This window comes from Streptomyces calvus (assembly GCF_006782915.1).
In the GTDB taxonomy this organism is placed as follows: domain Bacteria; phylum Actinomycetota; class Actinomycetes; order Streptomycetales; family Streptomycetaceae; genus Streptomyces; species Streptomyces calvus.
In genome coordinates, this window is the sequence record NZ_VCNP01000010.1 from 391,044 (window position 1) to 406,154 (window position 15,111).

General features: G+C 73.1%; 13 protein-coding genes. 4 read left to right on the top strand and 9 right to left on the bottom strand.

What is annotated here, in order from left to right; all coding sequences use genetic code 11:
• Window positions 1-299: 299 nt before the first annotated feature.
• Window positions 300-3,161, top strand: a complete 2,862-nt coding sequence (locus FGW31_RS06025) for a glycoside hydrolase family 2 TIM barrel-domain containing protein (RefSeq protein ID WP_142192280.1) — start codon at window positions 300-302, stop codon at window positions 3,159-3,161.
• 22 nt (window positions 3,162-3,183) lie between these two features.
• On the opposite strand, the gene FGW31_RS06030 is transcribed toward FGW31_RS06025, so the two are convergent.
• Both FGW31_RS06030 and FGW31_RS06035 read right to left on the bottom strand, forming a co-directional pair.
• A complete protein-coding gene (locus FGW31_RS06030) occupies window positions 3,184-3,711 on the bottom strand; it encodes a hypothetical protein (protein ID WP_233288528.1) in 528 nt (175 codons plus the stop codon).
• Window positions 3,693-5,414, bottom strand: a complete 1,722-nt coding sequence (locus FGW31_RS06035) for a PHP domain-containing protein (RefSeq protein WP_142192281.1) — start codon at window positions 5,412-5,414, stop codon at window positions 3,693-3,695. The genes FGW31_RS06030 and FGW31_RS06035 overlap by 19 nt, the downstream gene beginning before the upstream one ends.
• A 303-nt stretch (window positions 5,415-5,717) precedes the next feature.
• Between FGW31_RS06035 and FGW31_RS06040 the strand changes: the two genes are divergently transcribed.
• The 3 genes from FGW31_RS06040 (at window position 5,718) to FGW31_RS06050 (ending at window position 8,574) form a co-directional block, all read left to right on the top strand.
• Window positions 5,718-6,296, top strand: a complete 579-nt coding sequence (locus FGW31_RS06040) for a TetR/AcrR family transcriptional regulator (RefSeq protein ID WP_142192379.1) — start codon at window positions 5,718-5,720, stop codon at window positions 6,294-6,296.
• Between the two features lie 127 nt (window positions 6,297-6,423).
• A complete protein-coding gene (locus tag FGW31_RS06045; protein WP_142192282.1) occupies window positions 6,424-7,824 on the top strand; it encodes a prenyltransferase/squalene oxidase repeat-containing protein in 1,401 nt (466 codons plus the stop codon).
• 27 nt (window positions 7,825-7,851) lie between these two features.
• Entirely contained in the window at window positions 7,852-8,574 is a 723-nt protein-coding gene (locus tag FGW31_RS06050; RefSeq protein WP_142192283.1) for a hypothetical protein, read from the top strand.
• Here FGW31_RS06050 and FGW31_RS06055 read toward each other — a convergent pair.
• From FGW31_RS06055 to FGW31_RS06080, 7 genes are all read right to left on the bottom strand, one after another.
• Window positions 8,564-8,989, bottom strand: a complete 426-nt coding sequence (locus tag FGW31_RS06055; RefSeq protein ID WP_142192284.1) for an NUDIX hydrolase — start codon at window positions 8,987-8,989, stop codon at window positions 8,564-8,566. The two genes, FGW31_RS06050 and FGW31_RS06055, sit on opposite strands and share 11 nt — an antisense overlap.
• Window positions 8,990-9,060: 71 nt before the next feature.
• Window positions 9,061-9,828, bottom strand: a complete 768-nt coding sequence (locus FGW31_RS06060; protein ID WP_182674485.1) for an isocitrate lyase/PEP mutase family protein — start codon at window positions 9,826-9,828, stop codon at window positions 9,061-9,063.
• Window positions 9,825-10,295, bottom strand: a complete 471-nt coding sequence (locus tag FGW31_RS34930; RefSeq protein ID WP_161173526.1) for a DinB family protein — start codon at window positions 10,293-10,295, stop codon at window positions 9,825-9,827. Before FGW31_RS34930 ends, FGW31_RS06060 begins: the two co-directional genes overlap by 4 nt.
• A gap of 179 nt (window positions 10,296-10,474) precedes the next feature.
• Window positions 10,475-11,587, bottom strand: a complete 1,113-nt coding sequence (locus tag FGW31_RS06065; protein ID WP_142192286.1) for a rhamnogalacturonan acetylesterase — start codon at window positions 11,585-11,587, stop codon at window positions 10,475-10,477.
• Complete coding sequence (locus tag FGW31_RS06070; protein ID WP_142192287.1) at window positions 11,584-12,996, bottom strand: RICIN domain-containing protein; 1,413 nt, start codon at window positions 12,994-12,996, stop codon at window positions 11,584-11,586. Before FGW31_RS06070 ends, FGW31_RS06065 begins: the two co-directional genes overlap by 4 nt.
• 1 nt (window position 12,997) lies before the next feature.
• Window positions 12,998-14,095, bottom strand: coding sequence for a glycoside hydrolase family 43 protein (locus FGW31_RS06075; RefSeq protein ID WP_142192380.1), 1,098 nt, complete (start codon window positions 14,093-14,095; stop codon window positions 12,998-13,000).
• 131 nt (window positions 14,096-14,226) lie between these two features.
• Window positions 14,227-15,060 carry a class II glutamine amidotransferase gene (locus FGW31_RS06080; protein ID WP_142192288.1) on the bottom strand — a complete coding sequence of 278 codons (834 nt, stop codon included), beginning with the start codon at window positions 15,058-15,060 and terminating at the stop codon, window positions 14,227-14,229.
• Between the last annotated feature and the right edge of the window lie 51 nt (window positions 15,061-15,111).

The following is a 15,111-nucleotide window of genomic DNA, read 5'->3' on the forward strand; positions in this document are numbered from 1 at the left end:
GGGCACGCCGGGGACGGCGGGCCGATCGGCACCGGCACGAACACCCACCGACACCGACCACACCCCTTTCGTCCTGTTTTACGGCGTTTCCTTGTCCGACGGGTCGGACAAGGGCCGGAATCCTGGACTCCGAGTCGCTTCTCCGGTTTCACCCGCCCCCTTTTCCGGCAGTACTCCCTGGGGTTCCCCGAGGGAACTGGAGGAGGCGGCGCGGTGGGACGGGCTCCATCGCTGTGGCACGCCCCGGCGGCCTCTTCCCCCCGGCCCGCGTGTCCCCGCTCGACCGAGCTAGGAGAACCATGTCATTGCGCACCCCGGCGGACGGCCATGTCGAGGACGTCGCACCCGGCCGCGGCACACTGCCCCCGCGTGCCCGGTACGCCTCCTCCGACGCCGCCTCCCTCTCCCTGAACGGCCGTTGGCGTCTGCGGGTGTCCGCGACCGCCGACGCCGAGGACGACGCGTTCGCCCGGCCGGGCCACGACACCGGCGACTGGGCCGAGGTGACGGTGCCCGGACACTGGGTCCTCCAGGGCCACGGCGCACCGATCTACACCAACCACCTGTATCCCTTCCCCGTCGACCCGCCGTACGTCCCCACCGAGAACCCGACCGGTGACCATCTGCGCCACTTCGACCTGCCCGGCGACTGGCCGGACGCGGGCGACGCGGTGCTGCGCTTCGACGGTGTCGAGTCCTGTGCCCGGGTCTGGCTGAACGGCACGGAGCTGGGCGACTTCAAGGGCTCGCGGCTGCCGCACGAGTTCGCGGTCGGACACCTGCTGAGACCGGCCGGGAACGTCCTCGCGGTCCGGGTGCACCAGTGGTCCGCCGGGTCGTACCTGGAGGACCAGGACCAGTGGTGGCTGCCCGGCATCTTCCGTGACGTGACACTGCTGCACCGCCCGCCGGGCGCCGTCGGCGACTTCTTCGTGCACGCCTCCTACGACCACGTCACCGGCGCGGGCACCCTGCGCGTCGACTCCGACGTGCCGGGCCGGGTGACCGTGCCGGAGCTGGGCGTGGACGCCGCGACGGGCGAGCCGGTGACGGTGCCGGTCGCGCCGTGGACGGCGGAGACGCCCCGCCTGTACGACGGGGTGCTGGCCACGGCGGGCGAGCGGGTGCCGCTGCGGATCGGCTTCCGCACGGTGGCCCTGGAGGACGGCCTGATCAAGGTCAACGGCACCCCGCTGCTGTTCAAGGGCGTCAACCGGCACGAGTGGCATCCGCGGCACGGCCGCGCGCTGGACCTGGACACCATGCGCGAGGACGTGCTGCTGATGAAGCGGCACAACATCAACGCGGTGCGCACCTCGCACTATCCGCCGCACCCGGCCTTCCTCGACCTGTGCGACGAGTACGGGCTGTGGGTGATCGACGAGTGCGACCTGGAGACCCACGGCTTCGTCGAGCAGGACTGGCGGGACAACCCCGTCGACGACGCACGCTGGACGCCCGCCCTGCTCGACCGCGCCGCGCGCATGGTCGAACGCGACAAGAACCACCCGTCGGTGGTGATGTGGTCGCTCGGCAACGAGGCGGGCACCGGACGCGGCCTGACCGCGATGGCCGACTGGATCCACGACCGGGACCCGGCGCGCCCGGTGCACTACGAGGGCGACCTCGACTGCCGTGACACGGACGTGTACTCGCGGATGTACCCGCCGCACGCCGAGGTCGAGCGGATCGCCCGCGGCCTGGACGGCGGCACCCGCCGCCGACGCCGGCTCCCGCTCATCCTCTGCGAGTACGCGCACGCCATGGGCAACGGTCCCGGCGGACTCGCCGACTACCAGGAGCTGTTCGAGACGTACGACCGCCTCCAGGGCGGATTCGTCTGGGAGTGGATCGACCACGGCATCGAGCATCCGGAGCTGGGCTACGCCTACGGCGGTGACTTCGGCGAGGAACTGCACGACGGCAACTTCGTCTGCGACGGGCTGCTGTTCCCCGACCGCACGCCCTCACCGGGACTGACCGAGTACGGGAAGGTGATCGAGCCGGTGCGGATCGGGCCCGGCGGCACGGACGGCACCGTGCGCGTCACCAACCGGTACGACTTCGCCGACCTGTCCCACCTGGAGTTCGAGGCGTCCCACCAGATCGACGGGCGGCCGGCCGGCACGCACCGGCTCACCGTGCCGCCGCTCGGCCCGGGCGAGTCGGCGGAGGTCAAACTGCCGCCGGCACCGGACGACGAGGGCGGAGAGGTGCAGTGGACGGTGCGCGCCCTGCTCGCCGGGGACCTGTCCTGGGCCGGGCGCGGGCACACGGTGGCCTGGGGCCAGGGCACGGTGGTCCGGCGCGCTCCGGTGGCCGCCGCGGCCGGTGCCCGGCCCGCCGTCGACGGGGACACCGTGACGCTGGGCCCGGCCGTGTTCGACGCCCGTACCGGCGCGCCGCGCACCGTGGCCGGTGTGCGGGTGCGCGATCTGCGCCTCGACGTGTGGCGGGCGCCCACGGACAACGACCACGGGGCGCACTGGCAGTCGGACGTCCGGTGCGGGCCGCACTGGCGCGAGCTGGGCCTGCACCGCATGCGGCACCGGCTGGACGCGGTGGAGACGGACGGCGAGGCGCTGACGGTGCGCACCCGGGTGGCGCCGGCCGGACGGGAGGCGGGGCTGCGGACGGTGTACCGGTGGACCTCCGACGGGGAGCGGCTGCGGCTGACGGTGTCGGTGGTGCCGGAGGGCGACTGGACGGTGCCGCTGCCGCGGCTGGGTGTCCGGTTCGGCCTGGACGCCGCGTCCACCGACGCCGTCTCCTGGTTCGGTGGCGGCGGCGAGGCGTATCCGGACACCCGGGCCGCGTCGCTGCTCGGCCGGTGGGAGGCGGGCGTCGCCGAGTTGCAGACACCGTACGTCCGCCCGCAGGAGAACGGCGCGCGGGCCGACGTGCGGTGGGTGGAACTCGGCGGTCTGCGCATCGAGGGCGAGCCCGAGTTCTGGTTCTCCGCCCGGCCGTGGACCAATGAGCAGCTGGACGCAGCCCGGCACCGCACCGATCTGACCCCGGGCGACACGGTGTGGGTGAACCTCGACCACCGGCAGCACGGCATCGGCTCCCAGTCCTGCGGACCGGGCCCGCTGCCCCGGTACTTCCTGTGGCCCGAGCCCGCGGAGTTCTCGTTCGTGTTCTCGGTGCCGGGCGACTGACGTCCCTGTCCTGCTCCCCCCGTCAGTGGTCCGCGCAGCAGGGGGTGGGGTCCGGGGCCTCGAACGGTACGAGGGTGCCGCCGAGGGCCGGAGTGGCGGCGAGGACGAGTTCGTCCCGCTGCCACTGCGGCCGCACGTGGTCCCGGGTCACCATCCGCGTTGCCGGGTCCGGCGGTTCCGGTGTGCCGAGGACGGTCACCCGGTCGATCGCGGAGCGTGCGAGCAGCTCCGCGACCGTGGTGGTGCCGGTGAGTGCCGCCGCCCCCGGGTAGAGCACCGCCCGCCCCACGGCGTCCGGCAGTCCCGGTGCGACGGTGCCGTACCCGTGCGCGAGCCGCTCCCGGACGGTGTCCAGGAGCGGCCGCGAGGGCAGGGTCAGGGACACCACGACGCGCGGCCGGTTCCCGCGCACCAGGTGGGTGCAGCCGAAGGTGTCCTCGGGCAGGTCGAATCCGTCCGCGAGCGTGCGCAGCAGGTGGTCGGCCGCGCGCAGGTCCCCGGTCCCCGCGTCCACGGTCAGCGCGTACGGGGTCACGACGGCAGGACCCACACCGGGTTGCTGTAGAACCACAGGTCGCGCCACGGGTCGGCGTCGCCGACGACGTCGAGGGCGGGGCCCGCCGGGTCGACCTCGGCGCCCATCGTGCCGACGGCGGACCGGTTGCCGTCGGTGCCGCGCAGCCGGACGTACAGCGGGCGGTCGACGCGGCCGAGGTCGAAGGTGACGCGGACGGTGCCGGCCGTCTTGTCGACGTCGTACGAGCGGACGACCTTGGCGGTGGGCGCGGTGAAGGTGTCCTTGTCGGCGACGGGGCCGGTCACATCGCCCTGGATGACGTCGACGCGGGCCAGCCTGGGCACGAATCCGGCCCAGTTGGGTCCGCCGGCGAGCGCCACGTCGGCGGTCAGCGTGACCCGGGTGCCCTTCTTCACGTGCAGGGCGCCGCCGAGCGTGGCCCAGCGGCTGCCGCCGGAGACCCGCACGTCGAGGCCGCTGATGAGCTGGCCGTGGTCGACCCAGATGCGGCCGGCGCGGATGCCGTCCATGACGGCGGCGTAGGAGAAGCCGTCGGCGCCGACGTGGGTGCGGCTGTACTGGCCGGGCCAGTAGTCGCCCTGGGTGAGGTCGATCTGCCCGGCGTAGACGGGGTCGGAGTAGCGGCCGTCGGTGGCGAAGTCGCCGTCGGTGCCGCGGGCGGCGGTGTCGGCGTAGACCTGGTGGGAGTCGGAGTTGGCGGTGATCCACCAGGGGCGGCCCTCGGCGAGGAGGCTGTCCCACAGGCCGCCGACGGTGGCGGTCATCCAGTCGAAGCCGCCCCAGGTGCGGTAGCTCTCCAGCGGGTAGCCGGGGAAGGAGTTGGCGCTGGGGTTGTTGTCGTAGATGCCGCGGGCGCGGCCCATGCCCAGCGGCTTGGGCAGGCCGGCCGCCTGGTGGCCGGGGGCGCCCTCGAAGCCGACGGCGATCTGCGGGTTGGTGCCGGTGGCGTCGCGCCAGGCGCGGATCTCGTGCGGGGAGTCGACACCGCGCCGCGCCGGGTGGTTAGCGAGCATCAGGGCGTCGCCGACCTTGCGCCGTCTGACCTGCTCGGCGAGGAAGTTGAGGCCGGCGACGGCGAGCGCCTCGTTGGCGGGCGTGGAGTCGGAGGCGCCCTTGACGCTGCCGTCGTAGTCGTTCTCGAACTGCTTGAGGACGGCGACCTCGTTACGGCCCGGGTGGACGAAGACGGTGCCGTGCTCGGCGGCCGGGATGTTCCACTCCAGGCCCTGGAAGACGAGGGTGTCCTCGTAGGCGGCGCGGGCCTCCTTGATGTCCGGGTTGACCTTCTCGACGCCGATCTTGGCGTGGGTGGCGCTGCCGTGGTCGGTGATGACCAGCCAGTCCATGCCGTGCTTGGCGCCCTGGCGGACCTGGTCGACGACGCGGTACTTGCCGTCGCTGCTGTACTGGGTGTGGATGTGGTGGTCGCCGGCGAGCCACAGGAAGCCCTTGCCGCGGCGGCCGTTGCCGGCGGCCGGGGCGGCGTGCGCGGGGGCGGCACCGGCACCGGTGGACAGGACGGTGCCGGCGGCGAGGCCGGCACCGAGCAGTCCGGCGCGGCGCAGCAGCGTGCGGCGGGACTTCTGCTCGGGGTTCAGCGCCTCGTCGGGTACGGAGGTGTCGAAGGCGGCGGGCAGGGGCGCCGTCGCCTCGTGCCCGTGGTCGTGTCCGTGGTGATGGTGGTGGTGCGGACCGTGTGCGTGCCCGTGACCCATGTCAGTGCCTCCTGAATGCCGCGCCGTGCGTGCGGCTGCCTTCCGCGGCGTGACCACGCCGCCTGTGGAGGATCAAGGCAAAGGGTGAACGTTGAACCACCCGGGGGTGAGCGGCACATGCCCCGCATGCGGCGGCTCGCCCACACCGCGTGCGTCGGCTAAGGTCTGTCGTTCGGATCAGCCCGGCAGCGCGGTACGGTGCCCCTTCGACCGACCCGAGCGGACCCCGCGACACCGGGACGATCCGAACGACAGGCCCTGGATGTCGTCCCCCGCACTCCCTCGGTTCTCCCGGAGGCCCGCATACCCCGCGCCGGACTCACCGCCGACCGTCTCGTCGCGGCCGCCGCCGACCTCGCCGACGAGGCCGGCTACGACAACGTCACCCTGTCCGCGCTGGCCCGGCGTTTCGGCGTGAAGGACGCGAGCCTGTACGCCCATGTGCGCGGACTGGGCGACCTGCGCACCCGGATGGCGCTGCTCGCGGGCGGCGAGATGACCGACCGGATCGCGGCGGCGGTCGCCGGGCGGACCGGCAAGGAGGCCCTGGCCGCGTTCGCCGGCGCGTACCGCGAGTACGCCCTCGCCCATCCCGGACGCTACGCCGCCACCCGGATCCGCATCGACCAGGACCTGGCCGCCGCCTCCCCCGTCATGCGCCGCACCGCCGACGTCGTCCACGGGGTGTTGCGCGCCTACGGCCTCGAGGAGCCCGACCTCACCGACGCCGTGCGCCTGCTCCGCAGCACCTTCCACGGCTTCTGCGCCCTGGAGTCCACCGGCGCATTCGGCGCGCCCCGCGAGGTCGGCACGTCCTGGAACAAAGCGGTCGACGCCCTGCATGTCGCCCTGGTGAACTGGCCCCGGGAGCAAGGGCGTTGACCGACGGACGGCCGGGTCGGGTGTGAGACGGCGAAAACAGCGGTACGGACGTTGAGTCGGAGCCGTTTTCCTAGGATGGAACCTTCACCGCAGCCGTACGCCGCCACCCGGGGGGAGGGAGCGCGCCGTGTCCCGACAGCGACTGAACCAGGGCCCCTTGGGTCCTGCCCGTACGGACCCGCCTCCCGGCCCGGACGACGGCGCGTCCCGTCCCGGACGGTTCGTGGGCTGGCTCGGCGGGCTGGGCTGCGTGGCCGCCGGCTATGGCGTGTTCCAGTTCCTGTTCCAGGTGCTGCCCGGTTCGCTGGGCGGTGAGGCGGCCAAGTACCTGGTCGCCGCGGTGAGCGGGTTCGGCACGGCGCTGGCCGCCTGGCTGGCGGCGGCGCTGGTGCGGGCCCGGGCCGTGGAGGCCGCCCGTCCGGCCCTGCCGCCGGCGCCCCCGGCGCCCCGCGCGCCCGGTCCGCTGCCGCAGGTCCTCGCGTCCGCGCACGACGCCCTGGTGGACCAGGTGGCGGTGGTCGACGACCCGGACCGGGGCCGGCTCACCGGCTGGTCGCACTCCCTGGGCGAGAGCACCCCGTCCCGGCCGACGTCCGTCGGCACGGCGTACGGGCTGCACATCATGCTCGACCTGGGTGTGCCGGACGGCCGGCTGGGACCGGGTGAACTGGTCGACACGCTGTGGCGGTTGCGGCTGCCCGGCGGCGGCTGGTCGGCGCGGTCGCAGGGCGCCGAGGCCCGGCCGGAGGTGACGGCGCTGGTGCTGGGCGCGCTGGCCCGGGCCGGGGTGCCCGGCGAGCGGCTGGCGGCGGAGGTGGACCGTTGCACGGCGGCGTTCACCCGGGAACGCGACCATGCGGGCCGGGAGTCGACGCACGTGGTGACGACGGTGCTGCGCGGCCTGCTGCGCGCCGCGCCCCGCGCACCGGCCCTGCCGGATCTGCGCGAGGCGCTGGTGGACGGGGCGATCAGTGATGCGGGCCGGGACCATCTGCGCTGCTGGGGCTACCGGCTCCACCCGCCGTACGGGCCGCCGTCCCCGCTGCACACGGCGCAGGCCGTGGTGGCGCTGGAGCGGGCGGCGCGGGTGCTGGGCGAGAGCGCGGCCGTGCGCGCCGCCCGGGAGGACGGGGTGCGCTGGCTGCTGTCCTGCCCGGACGCCCCGCACCACGCCTGCCTGGACCTGGAGAACCTGCGCGAGGAGGTGCGCCGGCCGCGCCCGGACGACCCGTCCCGCCACGAGGTGCTGAACGTCCGGCACTTCACGGCGACGTGGATCGTGCGGGCCCTGCTGTCGCCGGCGGCGTTGGAGGTGGCCCGGCAGGACGGCCTGGAGGAGACCTGGCGGGAGCTGCTGGACGGTGCGGTCGCCGCGGTGTGGGCGGGGCAGCAGGACGGCATCTGGTCCTGGGACCGGGGTGACAGCACCGAGCTGCGGCACCCGATGTGGATGACGTACCAGGGTCTGTCGGCGTTGCGGGCGTACGCCGTGTGGACCTGCCGGCCGGACGGGACGACGACCGCGTGACGCGCGGGGAGCGGGAGGGCGGAGCGTATGGGGGGTCGGCAGGCGGAGGCGGTGCGGCGGCTGTGCGCCGCGCTCGACGGTGAGCTGCCGGAGCGCGACCGGGTGGCGGCGGCCGCCGCGGTGGTCACGGAACTCGGCTCTCCGGGGCGCCTGTCGGAGCTGGTGGCGGAACTGGCCCGCGGCGAGGACGATCCGGAGGGCTGCGCCCGGCTGTCGTACCGGCATGTGTTGGGTTTCGACAAGCTGCTGCTGGTCGACGCGGGTCCGCGGCACATGTTGCGGGTGCACGTGTGGCATGCGGGCGGGGGCGGGACGGGCGCGGAGGACATCCACAACCACCGTTCGGCGTTGGCCTCGCACATCGTGCGGGGGCGGCTGTGCATGGACCTGTACGAGACGCGTGAGGACGGCGCCGGTTTCGAGGCCGCCCGGTACGAGGAGTCGCTGGCGGACGGTTCGGCCGACTGGCTGCTGGAACCGGCGGGCCCGGCCCGGCTGCGGCTGACGCACACGGGCCGCTACGCGGCGGGCAGCACGTACGCCCTGCCCGCGCACACCCTGCACCGGGCGTGGTGCGACACGTCGGAGCCGACCGTGACGCTGTTCCTGGAGACGGGTGCCGGCCGGCGCCGGCACACGGACGTGTTCACGACGGCGGGCCCGCACGCGGGTGCGGCGGCGAAGCAGCCGCTGGACGTGCCGGGCTATCTGGCGGCGCTGAACGGGCTGGCGGAGCTGCTCAGGCGGTGACGAGGGCCTGTCGCACGATGTCCAGGTTGTAGGCGTCGATGTCGACGCCGGTCAGTTCGGACGGGTACAGCCAGGCGTGGATCTGGTCCGGACAGGGCAGGGTGACGCGCCGGGACAGCGGGCGGACCAGGAAGTTCTCCTGCCAGTTCTTGGTCTCCCGCCCGCGGTAGTCGCTGACGAAGGACGACTCGCCGACCTTGCGGACGATCTCGCCCAGCAAGCCGGTCTCCTCCTTCAGTTCGCGCAGCGCCCCGTCGCGGGCGTCCTCACCTGGTTCGAGTTTGCCGCAGGGTACGCCCCACACGCGGGGCAGGAAGGTTTCCGTCGCGCTGCGGCGGACCAGGAGCACCCGCCCTTCGTCGTCCATCACGACCGCGGCGGCCAGCCGTTTCTCGCCGGGGATGTCCATGTCCATGGTTCCTCGGTCCTTCGCCGGAGATGAGTCCACAGGGTCTGATACCCGCGAAAGTCCCCACCGTACCAGGGTCATTCGGACCCGTCCTGTCGGCCGGTCCGCTGGATCTGCGCGTACGACGGTGTCGTGCCGTCGGGCAGCGGGCGGCCGGCCCGGACGGCGAGGGCCGCGTCCACGGCCGCGCCGATGGCCCTGCGGTACAGCAGCGAGCCGAGGCTGATCCGGCGGACGCCGAGGTCGGCGAGGTGCGCCACGGGCGGTCCGGCGGGCGTGTGGAGGATGTTGAGCGGGACGCCGTCCAGGCCGCGCACCAGGGCGGCGATGGTCCGCGGGTCGGCGAGGCCGGGGACGAACACGCCGTGCGCGCCCGCCCGCAGGTAGGCGTCGAGGCGCCGCGTGGTGCCGTCGCCGTCGCCGAGCCAGTGGGTGTCGGTGCGGGCGTTGACGAACAGGCCCGGGGCGGCCGCGCGGACGGCGGCGATCTTCGCGGCGTGCCGGTCGGGCGGCCCGAGTCCGTCCTCCAGGTTGATGCCGGCGGCGCCGAGGGCGTACAGCTCCCGGGCCAGCTCGGCCACCTCGTCGGGGTCGTCGCTGAAGCCGCCCTCGGCGTCCACGGACAGCAGGAACGGCGCCGAGCCGAGGACGAGCGCGAGGTGCAGCGTCTGTTCCCGGGTGGCGGCCGCCCCGTCCGGCAGCCCGGCCGCCGCGGCGACGGCCAGGCTGGTGGTGCCGACGGCCGGGAAGCCCTCGGCGGCCAGGGCGAGCGCGGAGGCGTGGTCCCAGGCGTTGGGCAGCAGCAGGGGCGCGTCGGCGTGGTGGAGGTCCGCGAAGGCGGTCACGAGAGGTCTCCGACGGCGTCGGCGTAGTAGACGGACTCCTGGACGTGGTGGGCGAGTTCGCGGAAGGTCCAGCCCTCGCCGGGCGAGTGGTCGAGCTGGTCGTCGGTGAGCGCGTCGAGCCGGGCGGCCCAGATCCCGGCGAGGCGGGTGAGGCGGCTGCGGGCCTCGTCGAGGTCCTCGGGCGTGAACGGGGCGAGGTCGGCCTCGGTGGTGATCAGGGAGGCGTGCCAGTGGTCGGGCTGCGGGTCCCGGCCGGCGAGGCGGGCCTCCAGCTCCGCGAGGTGGTCGACGAGGTGGTCGGCGACGCGGCGGATCGCCTTGTGCGGGGTGTGGACGCGGCCGTCGAGGTGGACCGGTTCGCCGTCCCAGCGGGTCCAGGTGGCGGCCAGGGCGAGGACGTGCTCGACCATGCCGGTGACGGCGGCGGAAGGGGTGACGGGGACGGAGGTCTGCGTGCTCTCGGTCATGCGGCCACGCTAGAAGCGGGACGCTTCGGTACCGGCCGAACCGTCCGTGCCGGCGGCGCGCGGGGCTCCCGGACGTCCCGGCCGCCTCCGTACGTCACCGGTGTGTCCGTGTGTCCGTGCCTGCGGGTGGGCGGCATGGACCTGGGGCGCCCCGGTTCCGGTCGGAGCGCCCCAGGGGTTCATCCCACCCTGACTTGACCCTCGGGCACCAGATGCAGGTCGACCAGTGCCTCGCGGACCAGGTTCGCGTACACGGTGGCGCCGTGCACGGAGGTGTGCGTGTTGTCCCGTTTCTCGTCGTAGAGGTAGAGCGCCTTGGAACCCTCCGCTCCGAGTGCCTCCACCACCTCCTTGGTGCGCGCCGTCAGGTCGATGAGCGGCACGTCCTCGTCGGCGGCCACCCGGCGGACGACGGCCGGATGGTCGACTCCGAGCCCGTTGACCAGGAGCGCGGTGGGGTTGTTCAGGGTGCCGTCGGCGCTGAACCAGCGGCGCACGATCGGGGTCACGAGAACCGGGCGCCCGCCCTGTTCCTGTGCCTCGGCCACCAGGCGTTCGAGGTTGGCCCGGTAGGTCGCCTCGTCGGTCGTCTTGTCGTTGTGGGCGAGTTGGATCAGGACGAGGTCGCCGCGCCGGATCAGCGGCCTGACGGTGTCCCACAGGAGCGGGTTCCCGAGAAAGCTGACCGTACTCTCCCCGGAATCGGCGTAGTTGGCGACGGACAGCCCCTTGCGCAGGTACTGGGGCAGTTGCTGGCCCCAGCCGGAGTACGGGGCGCCGGGCTGGTCGCAGACCGTGGAGTCGCCGACCAGGAGGATCTGCCGGTGGTGCCGTGCCGGGGTGACGCGGATGTCGGCGAGGGCGGGTGCGGATCCGCCGACGGTGAGGTCGAGTCCCGGTGTGCCCTCGGCGCCGAGCGGTTCGCCCTCGGGCGTGCGGACGTTCACGGTGAAGGCGCGCACGACCCGCTCCCCGGCGGGTGCGGCGGTCTCCGGGAGCAGGGCGCGCCGGGTCTCGCCGGTGACGGCGGTGCTGGAGGCCCGCTCACCGCCGAGGGTGACCCGCACGTCGTAGGTGCCGGGCGGCAGGTCGAAGTGGCAGGCGGTGGCGGTGCAGTTCTCGATGCCGGGAGCGGGACTGCCGGATCCTGCGGGCTGCTGGGCCTGGGCGGGTACGGCCGTCAGGCCGATGCCGAGCGCCAGGGCCGCCGTGACGGCGGCCCGGCCGGTCGCCCGTCCGGCCGGCCCGGGTCTGCCGGGTCTGCCGGGTCTGCCGGGTCTGCCGAGTCTCATGTTCCGCGTGTCCACTGCTGGTTCGTCCCTCCGTTGCAGGTGTACGTGATCAGTGCCGCCGAGTTGGTGGTGGCGCCGCCGGACACGTCCAGGCACTCGCCGGTCGCGCGGGACACGAGCGTCACGTACGAGCCGCTGGTGCCGAGCGTCCACTGCTGGGCGGCGGAGGAGGCGGAGCAGTTCTCCTGGGTGACCGTGCTCGCGTTCTCCGTCAGGCACAGGGAGCTGTGCCGGGTGACGAGCTGGTGGTGGCCGCCGCCGACCGGCTTGAACCAGAACCTCTGGTTGCCGCCGCCGTTGCAGTCGTACTGCTTGAGCTGCGCGCCCTGCCACAGCGACTGGCTGGTGACGTCCGCGCACCGGCCGCTGTGCCGCGCGGTCAGCGTGTGGTACGTGGCGGAGGTACCGCTGATCGTGCCGGCGGCCGTGTCGACGGTGATCTCCGGGGACCAGGACATGGACATCGAGGTGGCGGACGGGAAGGTCAGCGGCAGCCACACGTACCGGGAGTCGTTGACTCTCCCGCCGAAGGAGTTGCCCCAGCGGTCGCCGAGGTACAGGTACGAGGTGCCGGAGGAGCCCTGCACCGGCAGGACGAACGCGGTCTGCGAGCCGAACGCGGTCGCGTCGCCGACGTTGCGCATCGCCGACCAGGGTCCGGAGAGGCTGGTGGCGGTGGCGTACTGCTGCTGGTTGGGGTTCCAGCCGGTGGCGCCCGACGTCAGCATGAAGTAGACGCCGTTCCGCTTGAACAGGGCCGGTGCCTCGCGGTGGCCGCCGGGCCAGGGGTTGGCGACGAGGCTCGCGATGCCGGTGTAGTCGGCGGTGAGCCGGTAGATGTGCAGGTCGTAGTTCTCGCGGGCGGCGGAGACCATGTATCCGGCGCCGTCGGTGTCCGTGAAGACGGTGATGTCGCGGGACATGTGCTGTCCGAGCGGCCGGAAGCTGCCCCGCCAGGTGTAGTCGCCGTCCACGGTGTCGGAGACGGCGACGGCGGCGCGGGCCTCGCTGTAGTCGCTGCCGTTCTCCTTGTGCATCCACATCACGAACCGGCCGGTGGACGCGTTGTACATGACCTTGGGCCGCTCGATGTTGGCGGTGGCCAGCTCCGGGTGGCTCGCCTCGGTCAGGACCTGGTTGCGGAACTCCCAGTTCTTCAGGTCGGTGGAGCGGTAGGCGTCCACGGAGCGGAAGGTGTTGTCGGCGTTGCGGTGCTCGCCGAACCAGTAGTAGTAGGCGCCGACCTTGAGCACGCCGCCGCCGTGGGCGTGCACGGGGCTGCCCGAACCGTCGGTGAACTGCGTGCCGTTGGCGATGGTCTGCGGCGCGGCCTGCGCGGGTCCGGCGGTGACGACGGCACCGGCGAGTGCGAGGCAGAGGGCGAGCAGTACGGCGTACGCACGTCTCATGTCACGCCCCCTGCCCCGTCGGGCCGTCGGCCACGGGCACGCCGAAGTCGGGGCTGCCGTCCGGCTTCCAGCGGAGCGGCTGGACGCGGGTGTGCCGGTTGGGGTCGTTGAGCGGGTCGCCGTCGATCTCCTTGTACTGGCGGGCGTGGTAGACGAGGACGTCGGTGCGGCCGTCCTCGGCGACGGTGAAGCAGTTGTGCCCGGGACCGTACTGCTCGGTCGTGTCGTTGCTGGTGAAGACGGGGACGGGTGACTTGGCCCAGCTGGCCGGGTCCATCAGGTCGCTGTCCTCGTCGGCGGTCAGCAGGCCCATGCAGTAGTTGTGGTCGGTGGCGCTGGCCGAGTAGGTCATGAACAGCCGCCCGTTGCGGTGCAGCACGTACGGGCCCTCGTTGACCGCGAAGCCGATGCGCTCCCAGTCGTACTCGGGTGTGGTGAGCCGCACTTGAGGCCCTGTGAGCGTCCAGGGACTGGCCATCTCGGAGAGCCAGATGGCGGTGTTGTTGTCCATGCCGGGTTCGTGCTGGGCCCAGGCGAGGTAGCGGGTGCCGCGGTGGGCGAAGGTGGTGGCGTCCAGGGAGAAGGTCTCCCAGGCGGTCTTGATCTGCCCCTTCTCGACCCAGGTGCCGCGGAACGGGTCGGCGTGGGAGTTCGCCAGCACCCAGATGCGGATCGCCCACACGTCCTCGGCGGGCGCGGCGGCGAAGTAGATGTACCAGGTGCCGTCGACGCGGTGCATCTCCGGCGCCCAGATGTGGGCGCCCATGTCGCCGGTGGGGTGGGCCCGCCAGATCACGGACTCGGCGGCGGCGCCCAGGCCGTTCAGGGTGCGGGAGCGGCGCAGGACGATCCGGTCGTACTCGGGGGCGGTGGCGGTGAAGTAGTAGAAGCCGTCGGTGTGGCGGGTGATGTGCGGGTCGGCGCGGTTGCGGACGAGCGGGTTCACGTAGGGGGCTGCCTTCGGACGTCCGGCGGGAGCGGTGGCGTGGGCCGCGACGGGGGTGGCGGCGGCCAGGGCGCCCGCGGCGAGGGCGCCCTTCAGCAGGAGTCGGCGGGCGGGCGGCGCGGGCTGGTCGGGCAGGTCGGCGGCGCGGCTCATGCGGTCTGCCTCTCGTGGGGTCACCTGATCGATCGTTCGTGATGTCGAACGTCATCTGACATGACGAACGCCGAAAAGGTAAGGGTGCGTCACGGGCAGGTCAACGGGTACGACGGGACGAAGAAGGCCGCCTACGCGGGCACCGGCGTGAAACCGTCCATGCGGTCCCCTTCCGGCTGGACCACGCCGTACGTGCTCTCCGGGACCGCGTTCCAGGCGCCGGGCAGGTTGCCCAGCGGCTCGGACACGATCAGGCGGGCCTCGTCGGACATCTCCCGCAGGAACTCCAGGTCCGGGTGGAGCGAACGCAGCGTCTCCACGCGGGTGCTGTAGAACAGCGAGCGCGAGGCCCGCTGGCTGGAGTAGCGGAACGCCCACAGCCGCTGCCCGTCCGTCACCGCGACCGTCATCTGCAGCGGGAACTCGATGCCGTGCTCGTGCCCGACCCGCTCGACCAGTCCCGCCATCCGCGCCACCGCCTCCGGCGGGTCCTCCTCCAGTCCGAAGGTGAGCGCCAGGTAGAACATCAGCTCCGAGTCCGTGGAGCCCTCGATGGCGAGGTACAGCTCCGGGTCGACGGCGAGGGCGAGTTCGCGCCGGACGCGGTGGAACTCCGCGATCGCGCCGTTGTGCATCCACATCCAGCGGCCGTGCCGGAACGGATGGCAGTTGGTCTGCTGCACGGACGTCCCCGTCGAGGCGCGGATGTGCGCGAAGAACAGCGACGACCGGACGTGCCCGGCGATCTCCTGGAGGTTGCGGTTGCTCCACGCCGGACCGATGTCCCGGACCACCGCCGGGGTGATGGTGTGGGTGCCGTACCAGCCGAGGCCGAATCCGTCGCCGTTGGTCGTCTCGACGCCCATTTTGGCGTGCAGGCTCTGGTCGATCAGTGAGTGCGCCGGCTTGTACAGGATGCCGTCGAGCAGGATGGGGGCACCCGAGTAGGCGAGCCAACGGCACATGGTCCACCGCCTTCCGGCGCGGGTCGTCTCCTTCCCCGGTCCCCTTCAGGA

Coding starts and splice junctions, on each gene's coding strand:
- FGW31_RS06025 (WP_142192280.1), top strand. CDS start 300: ATGTCATTGCGCACCCCGGCGGACGGCCATGTCGAGGACGTCGCACCC.
- FGW31_RS06035 (WP_142192281.1), bottom strand. CDS start 5,414: ATGGGTCACGGGCACGCACACGGTCCGCACCACCACCATCACCACGGA.
- FGW31_RS06050 (WP_142192283.1), top strand. CDS start 7,852: ATGGGGGGTCGGCAGGCGGAGGCGGTGCGGCGGCTGTGCGCCGCGCTC.
- FGW31_RS06055 (WP_142192284.1), bottom strand. CDS start 8,989: ATGGACATGGACATCCCCGGCGAGAAACGGCTGGCCGCCGCGGTCGTG.
- FGW31_RS34930 (WP_161173526.1), bottom strand. CDS start 10,295: ATGACCGAGAGCACGCAGACCTCCGTCCCCGTCACCCCTTCCGCCGCC.
- FGW31_RS06065 (WP_142192286.1), bottom strand. CDS start 11,587: ATGAGACTCGGCAGACCCGGCAGACCCGGCAGACCCGGCAGACCCGGG.
- FGW31_RS06070 (WP_142192287.1), bottom strand. CDS start 12,996: ATGAGACGTGCGTACGCCGTACTGCTCGCCCTCTGCCTCGCACTCGCC.
- FGW31_RS06075 (WP_142192380.1), bottom strand. CDS start 14,095: ATGAGCCGCGCCGCCGACCTGCCCGACCAGCCCGCGCCGCCCGCCCGC.
- FGW31_RS06080 (WP_142192288.1), bottom strand. CDS start 15,060: ATGTGCCGTTGGCTCGCCTACTCGGGTGCCCCCATCCTGCTCGACGGC.